We start from the raw sequence: 20,738 nt of genomic DNA, 5'->3' as shown, positions 1-20,738 counted from the left end.
ACTTGTCGACACCCCTTTTTTTAATTGGATGAAAAGGCTTCTTTGTATACTTTTGGCTGTGATAAATTGTCATAACCAAAACAAACGGGTGCCCCATTGGCAGGATCTATCATAACCCTTGCATGAATACGAAAGATTTCTTCTAAAACGGCAGGTGTAATGATTTCGCCAGGGGTACCGATTTTAACGATTGCTCCTTCGTTCATCGTTATGATTTCATGTGAAAACCGAGACGCATGGTTGATATCATGCAGTACCATCACGATGTTTTTTTTCTGTTCCCTGTTAAGTCTCTCAACAATTCTCCAGTTGATGGGCCAAATCCAGGTAGGTAGGTTCATCCAGTAATAAAATCTCCATTTGCTGTGCTAAAGCCATCCCCCGTCTGTTGAGCTGCTATACATCTAAGTTTTTGATTTTGATTAGGAAAGGGAGTGTCAAGGTGGACTTTTTGGAATGTAAAAGGAAAGCTGCTCTTGTAACGGGTGGTGCTCAAGGTATTGGAAGTGCCGTTGTTCAGGCTTTAGCAAGCTTGGGGGCGGCCATTGATTAAATGCCGTCAGCTTGATAAATATGTAAGTGAATTGAAGTCTCAAGGATTGGAGGCATATGCCTTTCCAGCGGATGTGAGCGACAGTAATGCAATCGATTGCACGATTGATCAAATTGGGATTGATATTGGTCCCATAGAGACACTGGTCAATGTTGCCGGTGTTACGGGAAGAAGTACAAACCAAGAAAGGCAAATAGCAAATATTGTTCTTTGGATTGCAGCAACAAGGGGAGGAAAAACCGTAAAGAAACATATCGTGTTGACTAGTATGAGGAATTTTCATCTGGTTAATTCATTTCTTTGTCTTGAGGCCATATATGATAAAAAAAAAGAGCCTGTTCGATTGGAAACAGGCTCTAAATATTACATTAGGTCTTAAGACTCAGCGAAAAAGAGTATTAAGCATTCGAGCATATGCCGGTTATTTCTGAAGCATCAACGATACGCTGAACTTCTGATCCCTCAAGTGTCTCTTTTTTCAATAACTCTTCAACGAGCTCTTCATATTGTAAGCGATTCGAGTCAATCAACATTTCCGTTTCAGAAATCGCTTTCGTGAATAATTCCTGCATCTTTTGCTCCTTCTCACCTTTATTAAAGGTGAGGGTAAATCCATCTTGAAGCATTCCGGTATCGACCATTTGTTCAAGTAGATGTTTCGCCTGTTGTACATCTCCGCCTACACCGATGCTGTGTTCTCCTAAATACATTCTTTCCGCCACGCCACCTGCTAAGATCATTTTGACTTGATCAAGCAATTCACTGGCTGTTGCCAGATGGAGTTCTTTTGGTATTGGCGCTACATATCCAAGGGCTTCCCCACGCGGAATGATGGTCGCCTTTCGAACGGAACCGGGCTTTGTCAAAGCTGCAATCAGGGCATGTCCACTTTCATGAATGGCCACACGCCGCTTCGTATCCGCATCATTCAAGGTACGTGATGTCGCTCCAAGTATTGTACGGTCAATGGCGTAATCAAGATCCTGTTTACGAATCATATCCTGTTCATTCCTCAGGGCATGTCGTGAGGCAGTATCGAACAGGGAGCTTAAGTCAGCGCCGGAAAAACCGGATGTACTTTCAGCCAACTCATCCAGGGAAGCCAGGACATCTGTCGCTAGACGCTTTCCTTTTGTATGGATATCGATGATTTCCTTTCTTCCTTGTGTATCTGGAAGTGGAACTTGGAAAGAAAAATCGATCCTGCCCGGACGTAGAAATGCCTCATCGAGCATATCTTTCCGGTTGGTCGCTGCAATGAATAAGATGCCTTCATTTGGATGGCCTCCATCCAATTGCACAAGCAGTTCAGTTAACGTTTTTTCGCCTTCTTCCCCGCCATGAGCTTTCCTTTTACCAGCCAATGCGTCCACTTCATCGATGAAAATGACAGCTGGCGATTGCTTACGCGCATTTTGGAAAAGGCTGCGGACACGGGCTGCACCGACTCCAACAAACATTTCGTTGAAGGCTGAACCGCTCGTTGAGAAGAAGTTTGCACCAAGCTCTTTTGCAATTGCCTGTGCAAGCAGCGTTTTCCCCGTTCCCGGGGGGCCATATAATAAAATGCCTTGAGGCGGCTTAATTCCAATTTTAGCTGAACGTTCAGGTTCCTTTAGTGTAGTGAGTGTCTGTAGGATTTCCTGTTTGATTTCGGATTGCAACCCGCCTACATCATCCAGAGTTATCTCTGGCAGGGGCTTTGGGGTGGAAAGGCTTTGTTTTTTACTGCCGATCCGCAATCCGTTCTTTGATTTTTTCTGTATAATGACACCGGTTGTGACGAGAGCCGCCATTAAACCGATTAAAATCCATAATGCTGATTTATTAGTTGATGAAAAAGAATATTGAACGTTATAAGTTTCGACAAGTTTATTGATCATTTGACTGTTGGGAGGAATATTGGAAACGTATTCTCCATCTGGCGTGGAGATGTGAAGAGTGCCATTTCTTTTTTCTTCAATGGTGACAAGGGCTCCATTTTGGGCTTTAATCGTCTTTTCTACCGAAGAAAAGGGAATGACCATATCCTTTGACTGAGTAACAACATACCAACTGACTCCAGCAATTATCACAATGAGAGCCGTAAGGAACGGCAGCAATTTCGAAACTAATTTAGAGTTCGAGTTCAATTTTTCATCTCCTTTAAGAGTATATATCTAGTATAAAATTTTTAAACATGTAATCTATAGGTCTTTATGCCTTAAATTAAAGGTAAATAATGTGAAATGAAAGAAAAAATATTTATTTTGGAAGTTTAAAGAGTCGGGAATTTAGAAATATTTAATCTAACCAGCATATTAGACTTTTTAAAAGCGAAATGCTAAAGTGAAATGGTCTAAGTCATGAAAAAATAAAATGGTAGAAGAGTGTGAAGTTCTATGAGTAAATTTATAAAAGACTATATGATTACGATGAAGGATATCGTTAGAGAAGGGGATCCCATTCTGCGTCAGGTAACGGATGAAGTTAGCCTGCCGATTTCGGATGAAGATCGTGAAACGTTGGAATGCATGATGCAATACCTGAAAAATAGTCAGGATTCAAAACTCCAAAAGAAGTTCAACTTGCGTGAAGGAGTTGGATTGTCTGCAAATCAGATAGGCTTGAATAAACGCATGTTCGTCATGTATTTTCCCGACGAAAAGGGGAAGCTGTTTGAATATGCCCTTGTGAATCCGAAAATCATCAGTCATTCGGCCACAATGATCTATTTACCGCAAAGCGAAGGCTGCCTTTCTGTCGACCGTGATATTAAAGGATATGTACCGCGTTATGAACGGGTTAAAATTAAAGCGGTGGATGGTAATGGTGAAGAAATAGAGATGCGGCTGAAGGGCTTTGCTGCAATCGTTTTTCAACATGAGTTAGATCATTTAAACGGAATGATGTTTTATGACCGGATCAACACCGAAAACCCTTTCAAGCTTCCGGAAAACGTGGAAGTGAAAAGTCTGTAAGGCCAAAAAAAGGCAAAGCGCCATGCTTTGCCTTTTTACCGTTTTATGGCTGAGGAAGCCTATCATCTTCCATATGCTTCTGCAAATCACTGAATATGGCCATGCTCATTTGCTGGTATCCTTCTGAAGTGAGGTGGATGCCATCATCGCTAATCAAGCGACCTAAGTCGCCGGAGGATTTAATATAGGAACGGACATCGATTAAAGGCACCTTTAGTTCCGCTGCAAGGTGTTTCAATTGGCGATTATACATCCCATGCCAATGTTCAATACCACCGACATGGGAAACGAAATGCCCGATCGAATGACCGAACTTATCAGCGATGGATCTGTAATACCTGGCAGGGTCAAGTGGCGGGAGAGTTAAAAGGAATGGTGTTACATGCCTGTCCTGAATCTGCTTGATAAGTTGTGTGATATTATCCAGATAGCGTTCGATTGGAACGATGGGCTCATGGTCACCTTCTGGATTCTTGGCTACTTCATCCCAATGGAAGTTACAGTCGTTTCCACCGACTTCTATTAATACGATATCGGGATTTTCCGACATGACGTCTTTCTCGATCCGGCTAACCAACAGGTCGGAGTTGTCATTGAAAACCCCTTTATTCAAAACTTCCACGAATGGCAAAGATTCTGTTAGCTTAGCTAAAGAGTTCGGATAATTTTCTTTAATGATGCGAAGGCGCCCCTTAACATAAGAAATGCCTCTGGTTAAACTGTCACCAAAACATACGATCTTCAAACTTCTCACCTCGGTATGTGAATGTGTTACTTATATTTTAGTAGTGGAATGATTTTTCGGCAATCTTCACTCCCATATAAAAGGATAACAAAAAGCGCTGGAAGTGCAGCGCTTTTTGTTTATTGCAATGATTCCTTTTTTGAAGGTGTTTCCACTCTTGTTTTTCCCATGAAGAAAACAGTGATTGCTGCAAGGCCGATCGGAATGAGGGCCAAGGTGAATATCAATGATATCGATTCGGACATAGCATGAACGATTTTATTCAGGATAAAGTCCGGAATCTCGGCACGTGCTTCCGATTGGAAGAGCTGCCGTGGGTCATCCATCAATCCGGCTGTATCCGGACCCCCTTGCATTCCTTTAAATGCATCCGTCATTTTACTTGTGAATACATTGGTCTGAATCGCTCCATAAATCGTTACACCGAGTGTCATCCCAAATGAACGGAGGAATGAGTTTGTGGAATTGGCCGACCCCCTGAATCTAGGTTCCAAGTTGTGAATGGACGCAATAGGCAAAAGGGAGAAGGAAAAGCCCATGCCAAATCCAGTCAGAATCATGTACGTAGTTAATAAAGTCCTGCTGGTCTCAGGGGTGATGGTCCCTAATAGAAGCATTCCTGCAAAATAACAGATGACGGAAATAGTCATTAAGTTGCGAAAGCTTGTCTTTGTATTGAATATCCCGCCAACTGCACTGCCGAATACAGAACCAAGCATCATGGGAGTTAGGATCAATCCGGCATTTGTTGCGGAACCACCGTAGACTGCCTGCACGAAAATCGGAATATAGACGGTTAAAATAATGAATGTACCGCCATAAAGAATGGCTAAAATCTGAGAAGTGGCAAATAATCGCCTTTTAAACAGCCATAATGAAATGATTGGATCTTTTGCTCTTTTTTCGAAAAAGAAAAATGAAACGAAGAAAACCACAAAACTGGCAAACAGACCTATGATAGGAGAGGAACTCCAGCCATACTCCCCGCCCAGTTCGAGAGCGAACATTAAGCTGATAACGGCAATGACGAGAGTTGCTGCGCCACCCCAATCAATTTTTTGCTCTTGGGTGTTGGGTGACTCCTTGTAATAATTCCAGATGAAAAATAAAGAAATGATCCCAATCGGAACATTGACGTAGAAAATCCAGTGCCAGCTGGAGTATTCAGTAATATAAGCGCCTAAAAGTGGTCCCAATACGCTTGAGGCCCCAAATACAGCGCCGAAAAGGCCAGTTAATTTCCCGCGTTTTTCAGGTGGGAAAATATCAAAAATGATCGTAAAGGCTATAGGCATCAAAGCGCCTCCGCCTATCCCTTGGATCGCACGGAAGATACTTAACTGCACTATGCTCTGAGCCATGCCACATAATGCGGAACCGATTAAAAAGACTATAAGTCCAAAAATAAAAAACCTCTTTCTTCCATACATGTCGGAAAGCTTACCGAAAATCGGCATACTTGCCATCGTGGCGACCATATAGGCAGATGTCACCCACACAAACTTATCGAACCCGCCTAAATCAGAAACGATCGTTCCCATTGCAGTCGCAACAATCGTATTATCCATTGCTGACATCAAGATACCCAATAGTAAACCGGCAACAATGAATTTTTGTTTTTTTTGATCGTTCATTTATTTTCCTCCTTCATCTCAACCAGCTAATGAATTTCCTTTACATGGTTGAAGGGTAAACGTTAAGATGAAACAAAATATTTATCTTGAAAATCAAGATAAATTTAAGTGTAAAAGGGGTGGCATTTTATGTCAAGCGATAATGGGTTGAATGCAGCTCTGTTAGAGAGTTTAACACACAGTTTGCAGCGTTATGGAATGAGATCCGTTTTATTTCAACAAAACATGGCCCAGAAAATAGGGGTATCCCATACGGACTTAAAGAGTGCTGAAATATTGAATGAAACAGGGCAAATAACCGCAGGTGAATTATCCAAAATTACAGGATTGAGCACGGGCTCGGTTACAGCATTGATCAATCGCCTTGAGAGATCCGGTTATGTTAAAAGAGAACGAGATAAATTGGACGGAAGACGGGTAATGATTGCACCGATACCCGAAAGACAGGAACAGATTAAATCGCACTATCAATCGCTTTCTGTGGCCACCAAGAAGTTATGCTCCGCTTATAATGAGCAAGAGCTAATATTAATCAATAAATTTATTGAGGGTATAACAAAAATCATGGATAAAGAAAATGACAAATTAATGAGTGAGCGTGAAAGGTAGCGGATGTAGGCTGCCTTTTTTATCTTTAGCCAGTTGGTGGCTTATCATACGAAAGGAAAAGAGATAGAGTTGAATATTTTGGAAGAATATGAACAATGTCATGTTTCCATTAAAATATATATTGATAATGAATTTCATTATCTGCTAATATGAACCTACAAATCATTTCAAAGGGAGAATACAATATGAAGAAAGCAAAGGCGTCATTAGCAGTCTTACTATCAACCAGTCTATTATTTGGCTGTGCGCAGGAAAAGGAAGGAACTGAACCGGCAGATGATAAGGCCAAAGAAGTGAGTGCGAGTAAGCTTGATGGTGTATCTAGCGAGTACCGGGAATATGCCATTGGTGAAATAGAAGAGTTCGTAAACGCAACGGAAGAATTCACTACGGCCGTATCTGCCGGTGATATTGAAAAGGCGAAGGAATTATACGCACCAGCACGGATGCATTATGAGAGAGCGGAACCCATCGCTGAAGTTTTTGGCGATCTTGATCCCAAAATCGATGCGCGTAAAGGGGATGTCAAAGATGAAGAATGGGGCGGTTACCATAGGATTGAAATGGGGTTATGGCAAGAAAATACAACGAAAGGATACGAAAAGTATGCAGATCAATTAATGCGTGATGTCAATTTGCTTCGTGCCAAAGTTGAAACGGTTGAGGTAACACCCGATTTGTTGATCACGGGTGCGGTGGATTTATTGAATGAAGTTTCCACGAGTAAAGTGACAGGAGAAGAGGACCGATACTCCCATACCGATTTATATGATTTCGTGGCTAATGTTGAAGGTGCAGAGAAAATCTATGAACTGCTTACTCCAGCTCTAAAAGAAAAGGATGCGAAGCTTGCTGAGGAAATCCAACAACGTTTTGACGATGTATACGGCTTGCTTGAAAAGCATAAAGAAGGGGATGGATACATCTCATATACGGATTTAAAGGAATCTGAAGTCAAAGAGTTAAGTCAAGCAATTGATGCATTGGCTGAACCACTTTCGCAAATAGGGATTGTAACGGAGGAATCTTAATTGAAAGAACATATGCCGAAAGATGAAACTGGAATTTTTACAAAAAAAGTAAGTCGTCGAAATATGTTGAAAACGGCAGGAGTCGGTGGAATCGGAGTCGTGATAGGAGCATCTGGATTTGGAGGGCTGCTGACACTTTCTGAACAAAAGGCGAAGGGACAAACTAAGGATATTGTTCCTTTTTATGGAGCGCACCAAGCTGGTATCACCACTGAGGCGCAAGATAACCTTTACTTCGCATCATTGGAAGTAACCACGGATAAAAGGTCAGACTTAATCCAGTTATTTAAGGATTGGACAGAGGCTGCGGCTCAGATGACAGAGGGGAATTTGATTGGTGATACGTCACTTAATACGAATATGCCTCCAAAGGATACAGGGGAAGCGAAAGAATTATCACCTTCCAATTTAACGATCACTTTTGGAGTGGGTCCGACCCTGTTTTCGAAGGATGGCAAAGATCGATTTGGTTTGAAATCAAAAAGGCCTGCTGAATTAAAGGAACTGCCCCAATTCCCTTTAGATGCTTTAGAAGAAGAATGGAGCGGTGGGGATATTTGTATTCAAGCATGTGCAGATGATCTTCAAGTGGCTTTCCATGCCGTCCGTAACTTAGTGAGGATCGGCAGAGGGAAAGCGATCATTCATTGGGCACAAACAGGTTTTCAACGGACTAAGCAAGCCGATTCACAAAAAACGACACCGCGGAACTTATTCGGGTTTAAGGATGGGACTGTCAATCCGGATACGAATGATAATAATGAAATGAATGAGCATGTTTGGGTGAAGGGTGAGGACGGTCCTGACTGGCTTGTTGGAGGCAGTTATATGGTGGTGCGACGAATCCAGATGTACATTGAAGTTTGGGACCGGACTATATTGAAAGAACAAGAAAAGACGTTTGGCCGTCATCGCGACAGTGGAGCCCCACTAGGAATGAAAAATGAGTTCGATACCGTGGATCTTGAAGCTAAAGACCCAAATGGAAATCGGATCATTCCAGAAGATTCACATATGAGTCTCTCCAGGGGGGACGGAAAAGCAAAGATATTGCGGCGTCCCTATTCATATGCAGATGGAATGGATCCTAAAACAGGGAGCTTCAATGCAGGCTTGCTATTCATTTGTTTTCAGCGAAACCCAAGTAAACAATTCATACCCATACAAGAGCGACTGGCGAAAAATGATAAGCTCAACGAATATATCGTTCACAGGGGCAGTGCCATGTTCGCTTGTTTACCAGGTGTGAAAAAGGGTGGCTATATCGGGGATTCCCTTTTTGGATAAATATAATTTCAAATGAGGACGTGAAAATCGCCAGCATGGATATTATCCAGTTGGCGATTTTAGTTCAAGAATAAGGAGGGACCAGTATGACTGTTTCTAGATGGAAGAGTGGGATATTGGTTTTAATAGTCAGTCTTTTATTTCTTTCGACTGATATAAGGATGGTTTCGGCGGGTGAAAACCATGATCAGCTTTTTGTTTATATTGGCGATAGTTTAATGAAGGTAAAATCCGGCGACCTTGAGGAAGTATCGAAAAATCTCGATCTATTCGAGCAAGATTGGAAAACGATAAAAACGGACAGCGAGAGTGCGAGGAAAGTCGACGAGAAGCTAACCGCTGTAAAAAGTGCTGTGAGCGACCAAGCCTCCACAGATGAAATCAAGAAGCGATTATCGGCACTATCAAGTACGCTTGTTATTTATGATACCAATGAAAACCCTGTTGATAAGACTGAATATAAAGAACGGTTACAAGCAATACTTCCATTAATAGATAAGTTGGAGGCTTTGATAGCTGAAGGTGACTTTGATCAAGCTAAAGTTCAATATACCAATCTCCTGAATCAATGGACCGATGCAGAGGTCATTGTCAGGGAGAAAAGTGTTGCTGCATATGGTGAGTTTGAAACGAAAATGGCCTTTGTGCGGATAGCGATTACCCAAGACCCACCTGATCCGGAAAAAGCCCAAAAAAATCTAACTGAATTGAAGGGTCTAATCGAGGATTTCCTTGCTGGTAAAGTTGAAGTAGGAAGCCAGAAGAACACCTATTCACTTGGGGATGTAACAGAACTTTTACAAGGAAGCGCAACGGATATTGAAAAGGATGAAATCGATTCTGCCGTTGATAAGCTAAATGAGATCTTAACAATTTGGCCTAATGTAGAAGGGGAGGTCTCCACAAGGGACAGCAAGCTTTACAGCGATATGGAAACGAAAGTCCCGACCGCAATCAGCCTATTAGAATCGAAAAATGTAAAGGCGGATGAAGCAAAGGGAATCGTATCCGATTTAAACACAAGGTTACTCCCTTTAATTGAGGATACGGGTTATACAACATGGGATGCCGCTCTGATCCTTTTACGGGAAGGGTTGGAAGCACTCTTGATTGTAGCTACATTGCTGTCTTTCCTAAAAAAAATCGGGCAAGCGGACAAACAAAAATGGATTTGGACAGGAGTTGGTGCGGGTTTAGTTGCCAGTTCCATATTGGCGGTCATAATCAATATCGTCTTCTCTCAGATCACGGCTGCTTCAAGCCGGGAATATATTGAGGGAATCACTGGGATAATAGCAGTATTGATGATGTTAACAATTGGTCTTTGGCTTCATAGTAAATCGAATGTCCATGCATGGAACCGGTATATCGGCAAGCAAATGAACCAAGCCATTGCGACGGGGAGTATCATCTCTTTCGCTTTAATCAGTTTTCTATCCATATTCCGTGAAGGTGCCGAGACGATTATCTTTTATGCTGGAATGGCTCCTTATATGGAATTAAAGCAGCTGTTGAGCGGGATTTTCCTTGCCTTCCTCATTTTATTGGTAATTGGTTTCATCATGCTGCGGTACAGTGTGAGATTACCAATGACCTTATTCTTTAAAGTGGCAACGATACTCATATATGCCTTGGCTTTCAAGATTCTTGGAGTCTCTATCCATTCACTTCAGGTTTCGCAAGTGATACAGACAAATACGATCAGCTCCTTCCCATTTGTAGAAACGATAGGCCTTTATCCAACAATGGAAACGCTGGTGCCGCAAGCTGTTTTAATTTTGCTGATTGCATTGGCCACTATTTGGGTCAAAAAGAGTAATTCCTTACGTGCAACCGAATAATAAAAATGGGACTGACGAATGTCAGTCCCATTTTATGTGTGGTATTAGCGAATAGATCGGCGGTAGGAATATCGCTTCCATTGATAAAGGATGAAGCAGCCGATGCAGAATCCAAGAATGGCTATGAGAGAAGCCATTCCGACCATCAAGGTGAATATATAACCGGTAACATTCCACCCCAGCAAGAAAGAAGTGAATCCAAGTCCTAAGCAAACAACTGCAATGACCTGATTGAATTGTTGCTGTGAATGATCTTCAGGAATATAATCGGAGGGCTTCTTTTTCAGAAAGAGCTTGGCGAGACGCATCACTGGATTGAAATTAAAGAGAAGACCCAAAAGTCCTGCTGTTAAAGGAATCACTAATATCCACATTTCTCCCGTTAATAAGGCGGTGGCTACGCTTAACAAAATGACCCATTGATTCGTTCGTACTAAGGGACGGGGAATGGAACGGATTTCACTCGTCATACTAATACCAACCTTCCTTATGCGTTTTGTAATATTTTATCTTTATTATAATCACTTGTGAAATGAAAAGCTAATAAAATAAAGCCGAAAAATCACCTTATTTATAATTATTTTAAGTTAGTATTGATTATCATTATAAAAGTAGTATAATATATATAACAAGCAATTAAAGTAAGGAGGACAGTATAAATGGTAGCAAAAGTTTGTGAAACATGCGGAACACCAATAAAAAAGCTAAAGCATTCTTCCCTATGCCAATGCGGTCCTAAAATATTGAGCAATCAATTCTTAATTAAAACAAAAAAATAAATCCGTGGATTAAATGATAAAATGAAACCGATTATTCAATTAATCGGTTTTTGTTTTTCCAATGAAGGGTAAAGAAGGTAATAAATATTTTTCATTTCAATTAAAATAAGGTACGATTATGGAATAGAATATAACGTCATGGAGGAAATGACGTACTTTCAGTTTGTCAAACCATCACGTGACGGTTAGGAGGGGTTATGTTGGGAACGAGACTTTAAAAATTGGCGAGTTGGCGGAAATGGCGAACGTTACGAAACGAACCGTAGATTATTATACGAACCTAGGCTTGCTTAAAGCAGAACGTTCCGCCTCTAATTACCGTTATTATTCAGTCGGTGAACTTGAAAGGCTCCGCCGTATCGAAGGATACAAAAGAGAAAATCTTTCATTGGAAGATATTAAAGAAATACTTAAAAAGGATAAGGAAGCCGCATCAGCAATTGAGGAAAAAGGTCTTCAACTCAAGAATAAAATGGATGGCCTGAACGAGGAACTTCAGGAATTCATCAGCTTGATTGAAAAGGACGGAAAAAGTGAGCTTCTTCTAAAAAAACAGATATCCCGTGAAAGCATGGCCTTGATCCAATCATTACTAGTGTTGCTGGTATGATTAAAATTTATCTCTATAGTTTTATGCACGAAGGTGCATATTAACGAATATAGGCTAAATGGTTTTAGTTCATGTAATAAGGCAAAAATCGCTTTTGAAACGAAAATAACCATTTATACAGGAGGTGCTTGGGATTAAGCCGTACATGTCTTATCCGAAGGTCAGAAGGATTGGCACTATATGGCGAACCCGCACATATTGGAGATTTTTATAAAATTATTAGCAGTAGCTGTATTAATAGCATTAACCGCATTTTTCGTCGCATCGGAATTTGCAATCGTGAAAGTCAGAAGTTCCAGAATCAATCAATTGATTGAGGAAGGGCATAGAAATGCCCTCGCAGCCAAGAAAGTGACAACGCATATCGATGAGTACTTATCTGCCTGTCAATTGGGGATTACAGTAACCGCCTTAGGTTTGGGGGTGTTGGGTGAACCGACGGTCGAAGCGATCTTAAAACCATTGTTCACTAAATGGGGATTAGAGGAATCCGTAAGTCACATCATCTCGTTCCTGATCGCGTTCGGTTCCGTAACATTCCTTCATGTTGTAGTCGGTGAATTGGCACCGAAAACGGTTGCCATTCAAAAGGCTGAAGAGGTAACCTTGCTTTTTGCAAAGCCGTTAATTCTCTTCTACCGCATTTTATACCCATTCATTTGGTTACTGAATGGTTCTGCGCGTCTACTGACAGGCATTTTCGGATTAAAGCCAGCATCTGAGTCAGAAATGGCCCATTCTGAAGAAGAGCTGCGCATCATTTTATCGGAAAGCTATAAAAGCGGAGAGATCAACCAATCGGAATACAAATATGTAAATCAGATATTTGAATTTGATGAGCGTATTGCCAATGAAATCATGGTTCCGCGTACGGAAATGACCGTTATCGAAAAAGGCATGCCATTATTGGAAGTTGTTGAACTTATTCAAGAAGAACAATACACAAGGTATCCGGTCATAGACGGCGATAAAGATAATGTCGTGGGCATGGTCAATATCAAGCGACTTTATACAGCGACGATTACAGAAGAGAATGTAACAGCTTTGACGGTGGATTCCTTTGTAACACCCATCATACGTGTTCTTGAAACGATCGCCATTCATGATTTGCTGCTGAAAATGCAGAAGGAACGCATCCATATGGCAGTTTTGACTGATGAATATGGCGGAACGGCTGGTCTTGTTACGGTTGAAGACATCCTTGAAGAAATCGTTGGGGAAATCCGTGATGAATTTGACCAGGATGAACGTCCGCTCATTCAAAAGATTGATGAAGGGCATTATGTGTTCGACGCTAAAACATTGGTTGAAGATGTCAATGATACCCTTGCGATCGATTTGCCGGAGGAAGATATCGATACATTGGGAGGATGGTTCCTGACAGGCAGATTTGAGATTGCTGTCGGGGATAAAATCGAATACGCCGGATATGAATTTACTGTAAAGGAAATGGACGGCCACCATGTTTTATATGTTGAAGTGAAGAAGATTAAATAAACAGGATCACAACTAGAGCTGAAAGTGGAAACTTTCGGCTTTTATTAATGCTCCTTGGTTCGAACAATGACGCAGACTGTTACTTAATTGGAAAAGAAATTCCTTAAAAATTACACTGTAGGTAACCATTTTAGCTTGGAAAATGTTAAAATTGACTTTGAGTAATGAATCTATCTATATATCATTTTAAAGGTCAAGAATAAAAGTAATACTAATGATAGTATTACGATTTATTTTGCAATGCCGTTTATTTTTGGCTGATATAAATTAGTATCGAAGGTGGGCGGGAAAATGGGTTTTAAGAAGAAGCAAATGTTGGGATTTGGTTTAATCTTGTTTTTCTTGGCTATTTTACTTTCTTTCATGATGTTTACGCTTAACAATTTAAAGAGCAGCATGACTGAAATAGTTGAAAATCGCTATGAAAAAGTACAAGATTCGATGGAAATCCGTCAGCTTTTTTCCAGGTCGGACCGTGAGATCCTGTTTGCAGCTAATGATGCAAACAAAGAAGAAAGAGCAGAGAGCCTCGAAATCATCAATGAGAATCATAGTTTGATTGAATCGAAAATTGCGGGGTTATCAGGTTCGTTAAATAAGGCGAAAGCAAAGCAATTATTGAAAGAGTTCGAGACGCAATATGCTTCTTACTCCATAACGGAGGCTGAGATCATCCAAAAGATAAAGTCGGGAAACTCTTCGGATCTAACAAGCCTGATGGATGACCAAAGGGAAAAACGAACGAAAGTCATCAGTACGATGGACGACTTTAAAGATTACCAAGAAGGTGTCATGAAAGATACATTAAGTAATTCGAAACAAACCTATGAAGATATGATCGGTTTTATAATTTTCGCGGTTATCCTCAGCATTTTAGTTATTTCAGTAACGGTTGTTTGGATGATTCGCAGTACTTCGAAAGATCTGCAATCGATTACGAATGTCATCAAAAATATCGATTTTAAAAATTTATCGGTCATACCAAGAGTTCCGGTTCGGACTACTGATGAAATTGGTGATATAGCGAGATCGTTCAATGATATGGCGGAATCGCTTGAAGACTATAATCGAAAAGAGAAAGATTTCACCGAAAAGATCAGTGAACAGAACTGGATCCAGACCCGTGTTGCAGATATAGCTACCATGTATCAGCGCATTGTTGATGTGGAAGTTCTGGCTGACCGGTTCATTACAAGACTTGCACCGATGATGGGGGCTTCAATTGGAGCTTTTTACGTCAAACGGGGTGAGGGTGTGGATATGCGTTTTGTAAAGCTTGCCAGCTTTGCTGGAGATGGCGAAGATTCGGGCAGACGTGAATTCCGTCTTGGCGAAGGGTTGATCGGACAATGCGCCCTTGAAAAGAAATCCAAAGTCATTGACGATATCCCTGAAGATTTTCAATTGGTTACGACAGGATTAGGGGAAGTCAATCCGAAAAGCATTGTCATTGCGCCAGTCGTTTTTGAGGAAGAAGTTGTGGCGATGGTTGAACTGGCAAGTTTGGAGACTTTTACGAAGTTGCAAAAATCTTTCCTGAACCAGGTTCTTGATACTCTAGGCATCACGATTAATAATGTAGAGGGCCGGATGGAAATAGAGCGTTTATTGAAAGAATCACAAGCACAGACCGAAGAGTTACAGGCTCAATCGGAAGAATTGCAGTCACAGTCAGAGGAAATGCAAGCCCAATCGGAGGAACTGCAAACCCAGGCTGAAGAGTTGCGAATGATCAATGAACAATTAGAAGAGAGAAATCGTGAAACTGAAGAAAAATCGAAAGAGCTTCAAGTCGCAAAACAAAATCTTGAAAAACAGGCGGAAGAATTAAAGTTAAGTTCAAAATACAAATCTGAGTTCATGGCCAATATGTCCCATGAATTGCGGACACCGCTTAATAGTATTCTGATTTTATCTGAAATGCTTTCAGATCCAAATGATAGTAAATTAAATGAAGAGCAACAGGAATTCGCTCGTGTCATTAATTCATCGGGCCAAGACTTATTAACGTTGATTAATGACATTTTGGATTTATCAAAAGTTGAGGTCGGAAAGCTTGAAGTGGTCTTTGACGAAATGAATTTGAGTGAACTTCCTGAGTTATTGCACCGTAACTTCGATCATGTAGCGAAGAAAAAGAACATCGACTTTATAATAGAAAAAAGTAAAAACGTTCCGGATATTTTCTTTACGGATGAACAGCGCTTCCAGCAAATTTTGAAAAACCTGTTATCCAATGCATTTAAATTCACGGAAAAAGGTTCCGTGTCTGTCCAAATCCAAAAAGCTGATGAAGAAAATGTAGCACAATGGATACAGACAAAAGGAGCTAGCAATTGGGTTGAAATTAAGGTGACGGATACGGGCATCGGAATATCAAAAGAGAAGCAAAAACTTATTTTTGAAGCGTTCCAGCAAGGTGACGGAGCTACAATGAGAAAATATGGCGGTACGGGCCTAGGGCTATCGATTTGCCGGGAGTTTGCCAAACTTCTGGGAGGCTGGGTCATTGTAGATAGTGAAGAAGGGCAAGGCAGTACCTTTACTTTCTTTATTCCAAGCATGCCAGAGGGCTTCAAAAATGTCGGCGAAGCAATAGCTGCTTCTCCGGAAGTGGCAGCAGCTAACCACGATGATTCTACCGCGCCTATTGGCGGTCAAGGAGAACCGGATGTAGTTATAATGGATGAAGAAGATCGGGATAAGGTCAAACCATTCTGCAATAAAACAGTACTGGTCGTCGATGATGATCACCGTAATATATTTGCTCTGAAAAATGCGCTGAAGCATGAGGGGATGGAAATCCTAACAGCTGAAAACGGCTACGAATGTTTGGAACTCCTTGAAAAAGGAAACGATATAGATGTTATATTGATGGATATCATGATGCCGGGCATGGACGGTTACGAAACGATGACCAGAATTCGCGAGCAAAGTAAGTTCGAGGATCTTCCAATCATCGCGCTAACTGCGAAAGCGATGAAAGGCGATAGGGAAAAATGCCTGAAGGCCGGCGCTTCTGATTATGTCAGCAAGCCATTGAAATTGGATCAGCTGCTATCCGTCCTAAGAGTATGGCTGACTAATTGATTGATAGTACGTACGGGTAAGGAAGGTTTTGCATGAAGGATACTTTAACGATTGAAGAAAGAGAAGATTTAGAAATTGAATTATTGTTAGAGGCCATTTATTCCGTTTCTGGCTTTGACTTTCGCAAATATATGCGTTCTTCAATAAAAAGAAGAGTTGAAAATAGAATGAGACTGGACCATATTCGCAGGATTAGCGGGATGATAGAAATGGTTTTATATGAAAAAGGGTATGTCGAGAAGCTTTTGAAAGATTTTTCAATAAATGTCACTGAAATGTTTCGCGATCCGGAGTTCTTTAAAGCCTTTCGTTTAAATGTTGTACCGGTCCTGAAAAAACTTCCTGAAATCAGAATTTGGCATGCGGGTTGTTCGACCGGTGAAGAAGCCTTTTCCATGGCGATCATCCTCAAGGAAGAAGGACTTTATGATAAGGCGAGGATTTATGCCACTGATATGAATGATGAAGTCCTCCGTCATGCGGAAAAAGGGATATTACCTTTAAATAGAATGCAGTCTTATACGAAAAACTACTTGCAAGCTGGAGGTAACCAGGAATTTTCGGAGTATTATACAACGGATTATCAAAATGCTTATCTTGATTCGGGTCTCCTTAAAAACATTGTGTTTTTTCAGCATAATTTAGTTACTGATGGTTCGTTCAATGAGTTTCATATCATCATGTGCCGGAATGTGATGATTTACTTTACCGGTGAATTACAGACCTATGTTAATCAGTTGTTTTATGACAGTCTTTGTAAAGACGGATTCCTTGCGGTTGGCAGCAAGGAAACACTTCATACATCATCCTTTTCGGAAGATTATGAGGACTTTGACTCAAAGGAACGAATTTATCGGAAATTGTAAAAAGAAAGAGTTCGCATATAAGCGGACTCTTTCTTTTTAATTTAGTGCATTTTTTTCACTTTTTTTGCATTTCTACGTTTAAGATATCGGAAGAAGGGGTATATATAATGAGTTGGTCTCCATGTAAAATCGCTGCCATGGTTTATCATTATTAAATGAGACTGAACTTCGTTATAATATAATTGAAAAATCCCTTTTTAGGGAGCTTTATTAAAGTACAGATCCATAAAAAAAGATAAATGTTGCCGCTCGATATAAGCCAAAAGGGGAATGAAAGAATGACGATTTTAATCGTAGATGACAACCAGGTTAACCTTTTCGTTATAGAGAAAATTCTAAAACGAGCTGGCTATACGGATTTTCTATCATTAACTTCAGCTGTTGAGATGTTTGAATATTTACAGGTGGATAATCCGCAACCTAAAGAGACTTCAGTTGATATCATTCTGCTTGATATCATGATGCCGGAGATCGATGGGATAGAGGCGTGCAGGAGACTTCAAAGTATTCCTCACCTTAGAGATATACCCGTCATTTTTGTAACCGCCCTTGAAGATTCAAATAAGGTGGCCGAGGCACTTGATGTTGGTGGAATTGATTATATAATGAAGCCTATCAATAAAATAGATTTACTTGCAAGGATTCGCGTGGGGTTAAGACTTAAATATGAAAAAGATTGGCATAAAATGCAGGATGAAAAAATCCGCAATGAATTGGATCTTTCCATGCAGGTTCAAAGCAGCTTATTAAGTGAACCCATTATAAATGACCACTTAACTATAAGGGCATCATACTTACCTGCGAATAAATTAGCAGGGGATATGTACTATTGGCACCGGATCGATGAAAATCGTTATGGGATCATCCTGTTGGATATGATGGGGCATGGCATATCCGCCTCACTTGTGTGCATGTTCATTTCCTCCGTATTGAGGGATGCCATTAGGACACATACGGATCCAGTGGCAGTAATAAACGAAATGAATCGTTGGATGAGTACCCTTAATAAAGAAGATAATCAAGTGCATTATTATTTTACCGCAATTTATATGATCATTGATACAGAGCAAAAGACAGTGGAATATGTGAATGCCGGACATCCTCCAGGATTTGCTTTAATGGACGATGGAAAAGTGGCCTCGCTTTCAAAAGGGACATGTCCTGTTGGGTTCTTCACCGAAATGAAAATAGAGAAATCCGTCATTCATTATGAAGAGAAGATTCAGCTTATGCTATTTACGGATGGAGTCATGGAAGCAATAGATCGAGAAGGGACGGAAGGACTCGACCAAATAAAGGAAGCGGTCTCGACGAGATGGTTTGATTGTAAAGAATCTCCCCCTATCGATTTTTTGATGTCCCCGGAAATGCAGCAAGATCAACCTGATGATATGTGTGTTGTTGTTATTCAAGCAAATTGAAGAAGGAAGAGGCGGCAGATTATCTGCCGCCTCTTCTCTATAAAAGGGGGGTCACTTTTATATGAAATGAGAATGTTCGTTAAGAGAGTGAATCCTCTATTCGGTTATTTGCAATTAACGGTCATTTTTCAATTTACTAATGCCGTCTTGGAGATTGCCTTTTAATTTATCGACTTTACCTTCTGCTTGTAAGTGAGGATCATTTTTCGCGTTTCCGACTTGGTCTTTCGTTTCACCTTTAACTTTATTTACAGCACTTTTTACTTTGTCTGATAAACCGCTCATTATGTTACCTCCTTTTTCTTTATATGCTTTATATACCCATGAAGTGTATGTGTAAACCTGATTTTTATGGAGAAAGGAGTTTTAAGAAGCGATTATTGCCTTTTTGCTTAACCTTTGAATGAACAGAGATGACAGATCAATGATATGATCTTTGTCATGATCCAACGAGGCCACATGATATGAATTTTCAAGGGGCGCCATCTCCTTGTCACCGGACATGACAGTATCGTAAATCTGGTAGGAACACGAGTCTGGTACAACGTGATCTTCTGGAGAATGGAAGATAAGTATCGGGCACGAAACGTCTACTAGTTTTTGACTGGTATGTTCCATTATATCGAGCAATTGATTAATCGCTTTTGCCGGAACTTGGTCATATGTGATTTCTTTAGTTGTATCGTCTTTTATGTCAGGTTTGCCTTCAGGAACGAAGCGCGGAACCGATTGGTTACGATATATTTCATATTCAGGAACTTGGAGAGCGGCATTGATGGTGAGAATTCCATCACAAGCCACTTTTGTCGCTAAATCAAGAACAAGGGCGCCTCCCATTGATTGTCCGATGGCGAATACATGGGTGCAGGTTCGCTTTAATTTTGCATAAGCCATTTCAACATCTTGTATCCATTCCTGATAATGACTCGTTTCCATTTCATATTCATCCGTTCCATGGCCTGCCAGTCGAGGAGCGAAGACAGTAAAGCCTTTGGCGGCAAATTTTTCACCTAAATACCTCACGCTTTGTGGTGTTCCATTAAAACCATGGCAAATAAGAATGCCGATAGAATTGCCGGGTAAGAAAAAAGATTCCGCACCTGGTATTACCATTGCTGCTGTCATATTCCCATCTCCTTTAATTTAGCTAAGTTTTATTGAAAGAAAGTTTATAAATAAAATTAACTATTCCGATTATTTTACTTGGTTATATAATAGCATAATGAAAATTGTGAAGTCAACTTGGTTATATTCCGAATTTCATTATCATTAAGAAGCATTAAAAAAGGATATAAAGATACTTATTAGTTCCATTCCGTGTATCGTTGCCATTCTTTCTACTATATAAGTATTGTCTTGTAATTGTTGATGAACTGAAGAAGCTAATAACCGGTGCAAGATATAAATATAAGAAATGGAGAAAAAGGCGTTGACTTTAAAGTGAAATGGGATTAATATAAATAAGCACCAACTAAGGCAAACGAAAAAACTTCATCACTTTCGGCAGATTGCTGAAAGAAATAACTATTGACTTCTTACTATGAAAATGATAAGATGAAATGGTCGCTGGAAAACACAGCGATTTAAAATAAGTTAAAAACTTCGCAGAAGTTGACAACTAATCAATAAAGTGTTATGATGAATAAACAGCCGCTCGAAAGAACGATTGTGAAATTGCTCTTTGAAAACTGAACAAAACAAAGCGCCAACGTTAAATTTTAAGTGAGCACACACTATTAAAAAAGCAAATGAGCAAGTCAAACATTTCTTCGGAGAGTTTGATCCTGGCTCAGGACGAACGCTGGCGGCGTGCCT

At 40.4% G+C, this 20,738-nt stretch carries 17 protein-coding genes and 1 pseudogene; 11 read left to right on the top strand and 7 right to left on the bottom strand.

Annotation, left to right across the window (positions count from 1 at the left end; genetic code table 11):
* Positions 1-20: 20 nt before the first annotated feature.
* Positions 21-378, bottom strand: a pseudogene (locus ACFX4I_RS17125) (ATP-binding cassette domain-containing protein); the annotation flags it as partial.
* Between the two features lie 167 nt (positions 379-545).
* On the opposite strand from ACFX4I_RS17125, the gene ACFX4I_RS17120 reads away from it, so the two are divergent.
* Positions 546-932: an SDR family NAD(P)-dependent oxidoreductase gene (locus ACFX4I_RS17120; protein ID WP_377421946.1), complete on the top strand. Its 387-nt coding sequence runs from the start codon at positions 546-548 to the stop codon at positions 930-932.
* A gap of 19 nt (positions 933-951) precedes the next feature.
* Here ACFX4I_RS17120 and ACFX4I_RS17115 read toward each other — a convergent pair whose 3' ends face one another.
* Positions 952-2,685 (bottom strand): AAA family ATPase, encoded by a 1,734-nt coding sequence (locus ACFX4I_RS17115; protein WP_377421944.1) that lies wholly within the window; start codon positions 2,683-2,685, stop codon positions 952-954.
* A gap of 249 nt (positions 2,686-2,934) precedes the next feature.
* Here ACFX4I_RS17115 and def point away from each other — a divergent pair, with 249 nt between their 5' ends.
* The gene (gene def / locus ACFX4I_RS17110; RefSeq protein WP_377421942.1) at positions 2,935-3,513 is read left to right on the top strand and encodes a peptide deformylase; all 579 of its coding nucleotides are present in this window, start codon (positions 2,935-2,937) and stop codon (positions 3,511-3,513) included.
* Positions 3,514-3,556: 43 nt separating this feature from the next.
* Here the strand turns inward: def and ACFX4I_RS17105 are convergent, their stop codons facing one another.
* Entirely contained in the window at positions 3,557-4,258 is a 702-nt protein-coding gene (locus ACFX4I_RS17105; protein WP_230301982.1) for an SGNH/GDSL hydrolase family protein, read from the bottom strand.
* A gap of 119 nt (positions 4,259-4,377) precedes the next feature.
* On the bottom strand, positions 4,378-5,892 hold the full coding sequence (locus tag ACFX4I_RS17100) for an MDR family MFS transporter (protein WP_230301981.1): 1,515 nt from the start codon (positions 5,890-5,892) through the stop codon (positions 4,378-4,380).
* A gap of 129 nt (positions 5,893-6,021) precedes the next feature.
* On the opposite strand from ACFX4I_RS17100, the gene ACFX4I_RS17095 reads away from it, so the two are divergent.
* The 4 genes from ACFX4I_RS17095 (at position 6,022) to ACFX4I_RS17080 (ending at position 10,660) form a co-directional block, all read left to right on the top strand.
* Positions 6,022-6,501, top strand: a complete 480-nt coding sequence (locus ACFX4I_RS17095; RefSeq protein WP_377421940.1) for a MarR family winged helix-turn-helix transcriptional regulator — start codon at positions 6,022-6,024, stop codon at positions 6,499-6,501.
* A gap of 185 nt (positions 6,502-6,686) precedes the next feature.
* The gene (gene efeO / locus ACFX4I_RS17090) at positions 6,687-7,532 is read left to right on the top strand and encodes an iron uptake system protein EfeO (protein ID WP_377421938.1); all 846 of its coding nucleotides are present in this window, start codon (positions 6,687-6,689) and stop codon (positions 7,530-7,532) included.
* Positions 7,533-8,819 carry an iron uptake transporter deferrochelatase/peroxidase subunit gene (gene efeB, locus ACFX4I_RS17085; protein ID WP_377421936.1) on the top strand — a complete coding sequence of 429 codons (1,287 nt, stop codon included), beginning with the start codon at positions 7,533-7,535 and terminating at the stop codon, positions 8,817-8,819.
* Between the two features lie 86 nt (positions 8,820-8,905).
* Complete coding sequence (locus ACFX4I_RS17080) at positions 8,906-10,660, top strand: FTR1 family protein (protein WP_377421934.1); 1,755 nt, start codon at positions 8,906-8,908, stop codon at positions 10,658-10,660.
* Positions 10,661-10,704: 44 nt separating this feature from the next.
* On the opposite strand, the gene ACFX4I_RS17075 is transcribed toward ACFX4I_RS17080, so the two are convergent.
* Positions 10,705-11,130: a DUF4395 domain-containing protein gene (locus tag ACFX4I_RS17075; protein WP_377421932.1), complete on the bottom strand. Its 426-nt coding sequence runs from the start codon at positions 11,128-11,130 to the stop codon at positions 10,705-10,707.
* A 487-nt stretch (positions 11,131-11,617) separates the two neighbouring features.
* Between ACFX4I_RS17075 and ACFX4I_RS17070 the strand changes: the two genes are divergently transcribed.
* The 5 genes from ACFX4I_RS17070 (at position 11,618) to ACFX4I_RS17050 (ending at position 18,923) form a co-directional block, all read left to right on the top strand.
* Positions 11,618-12,049: a MerR family transcriptional regulator gene (locus ACFX4I_RS17070; protein ID WP_283933033.1), complete on the top strand. Its 432-nt coding sequence runs from the start codon at positions 11,618-11,620 to the stop codon at positions 12,047-12,049.
* 198 nt (positions 12,050-12,247) lie between these two features.
* Entirely contained in the window at positions 12,248-13,546 is a 1,299-nt protein-coding gene (locus ACFX4I_RS17065) for a hemolysin family protein (RefSeq protein ID WP_377421988.1), read from the top strand.
* Between the two features lie 291 nt (positions 13,547-13,837).
* Positions 13,838-16,636, top strand: a complete 2,799-nt coding sequence (locus ACFX4I_RS17060; protein WP_377421930.1) for a response regulator — start codon at positions 13,838-13,840, stop codon at positions 16,634-16,636.
* 32 nt (positions 16,637-16,668) lie between these two features.
* On the top strand, positions 16,669-17,502 hold the full coding sequence (locus ACFX4I_RS17055; RefSeq protein ID WP_377421928.1) for a CheR family methyltransferase: 834 nt from the start codon (positions 16,669-16,671) through the stop codon (positions 17,500-17,502).
* A gap of 278 nt (positions 17,503-17,780) precedes the next feature.
* A complete protein-coding gene (locus ACFX4I_RS17050; protein ID WP_377421926.1) occupies positions 17,781-18,923 on the top strand; it encodes a PP2C family protein-serine/threonine phosphatase in 1,143 nt (380 codons plus the stop codon).
* A gap of 114 nt (positions 18,924-19,037) precedes the next feature.
* Here ACFX4I_RS17050 and ACFX4I_RS17045 read toward each other — a convergent pair whose 3' ends face one another.
* Both ACFX4I_RS17045 and ACFX4I_RS17040 read right to left on the bottom strand, forming a co-directional pair.
* Entirely contained in the window at positions 19,038-19,208 is a 171-nt protein-coding gene (locus tag ACFX4I_RS17045; protein ID WP_096340795.1) for a CsbD family protein, read from the bottom strand.
* A gap of 81 nt (positions 19,209-19,289) precedes the next feature.
* Positions 19,290-20,048, bottom strand: coding sequence for an alpha/beta hydrolase (locus ACFX4I_RS17040; RefSeq protein ID WP_377421924.1), 759 nt, complete (start codon positions 20,046-20,048; stop codon positions 19,290-19,292).
* Between the last annotated feature and the right edge of the window lie 690 nt (positions 20,049-20,738).

This window comes from Peribacillus sp. YIM B13472 (assembly GCF_042788005.1).
GTDB lineage: Bacteria > Bacillota > Bacilli > Bacillales > DSM-1321 > Peribacillus > Peribacillus simplex_E.
This window is presented reverse-complemented; position numbering and strand designations above follow the sequence as displayed.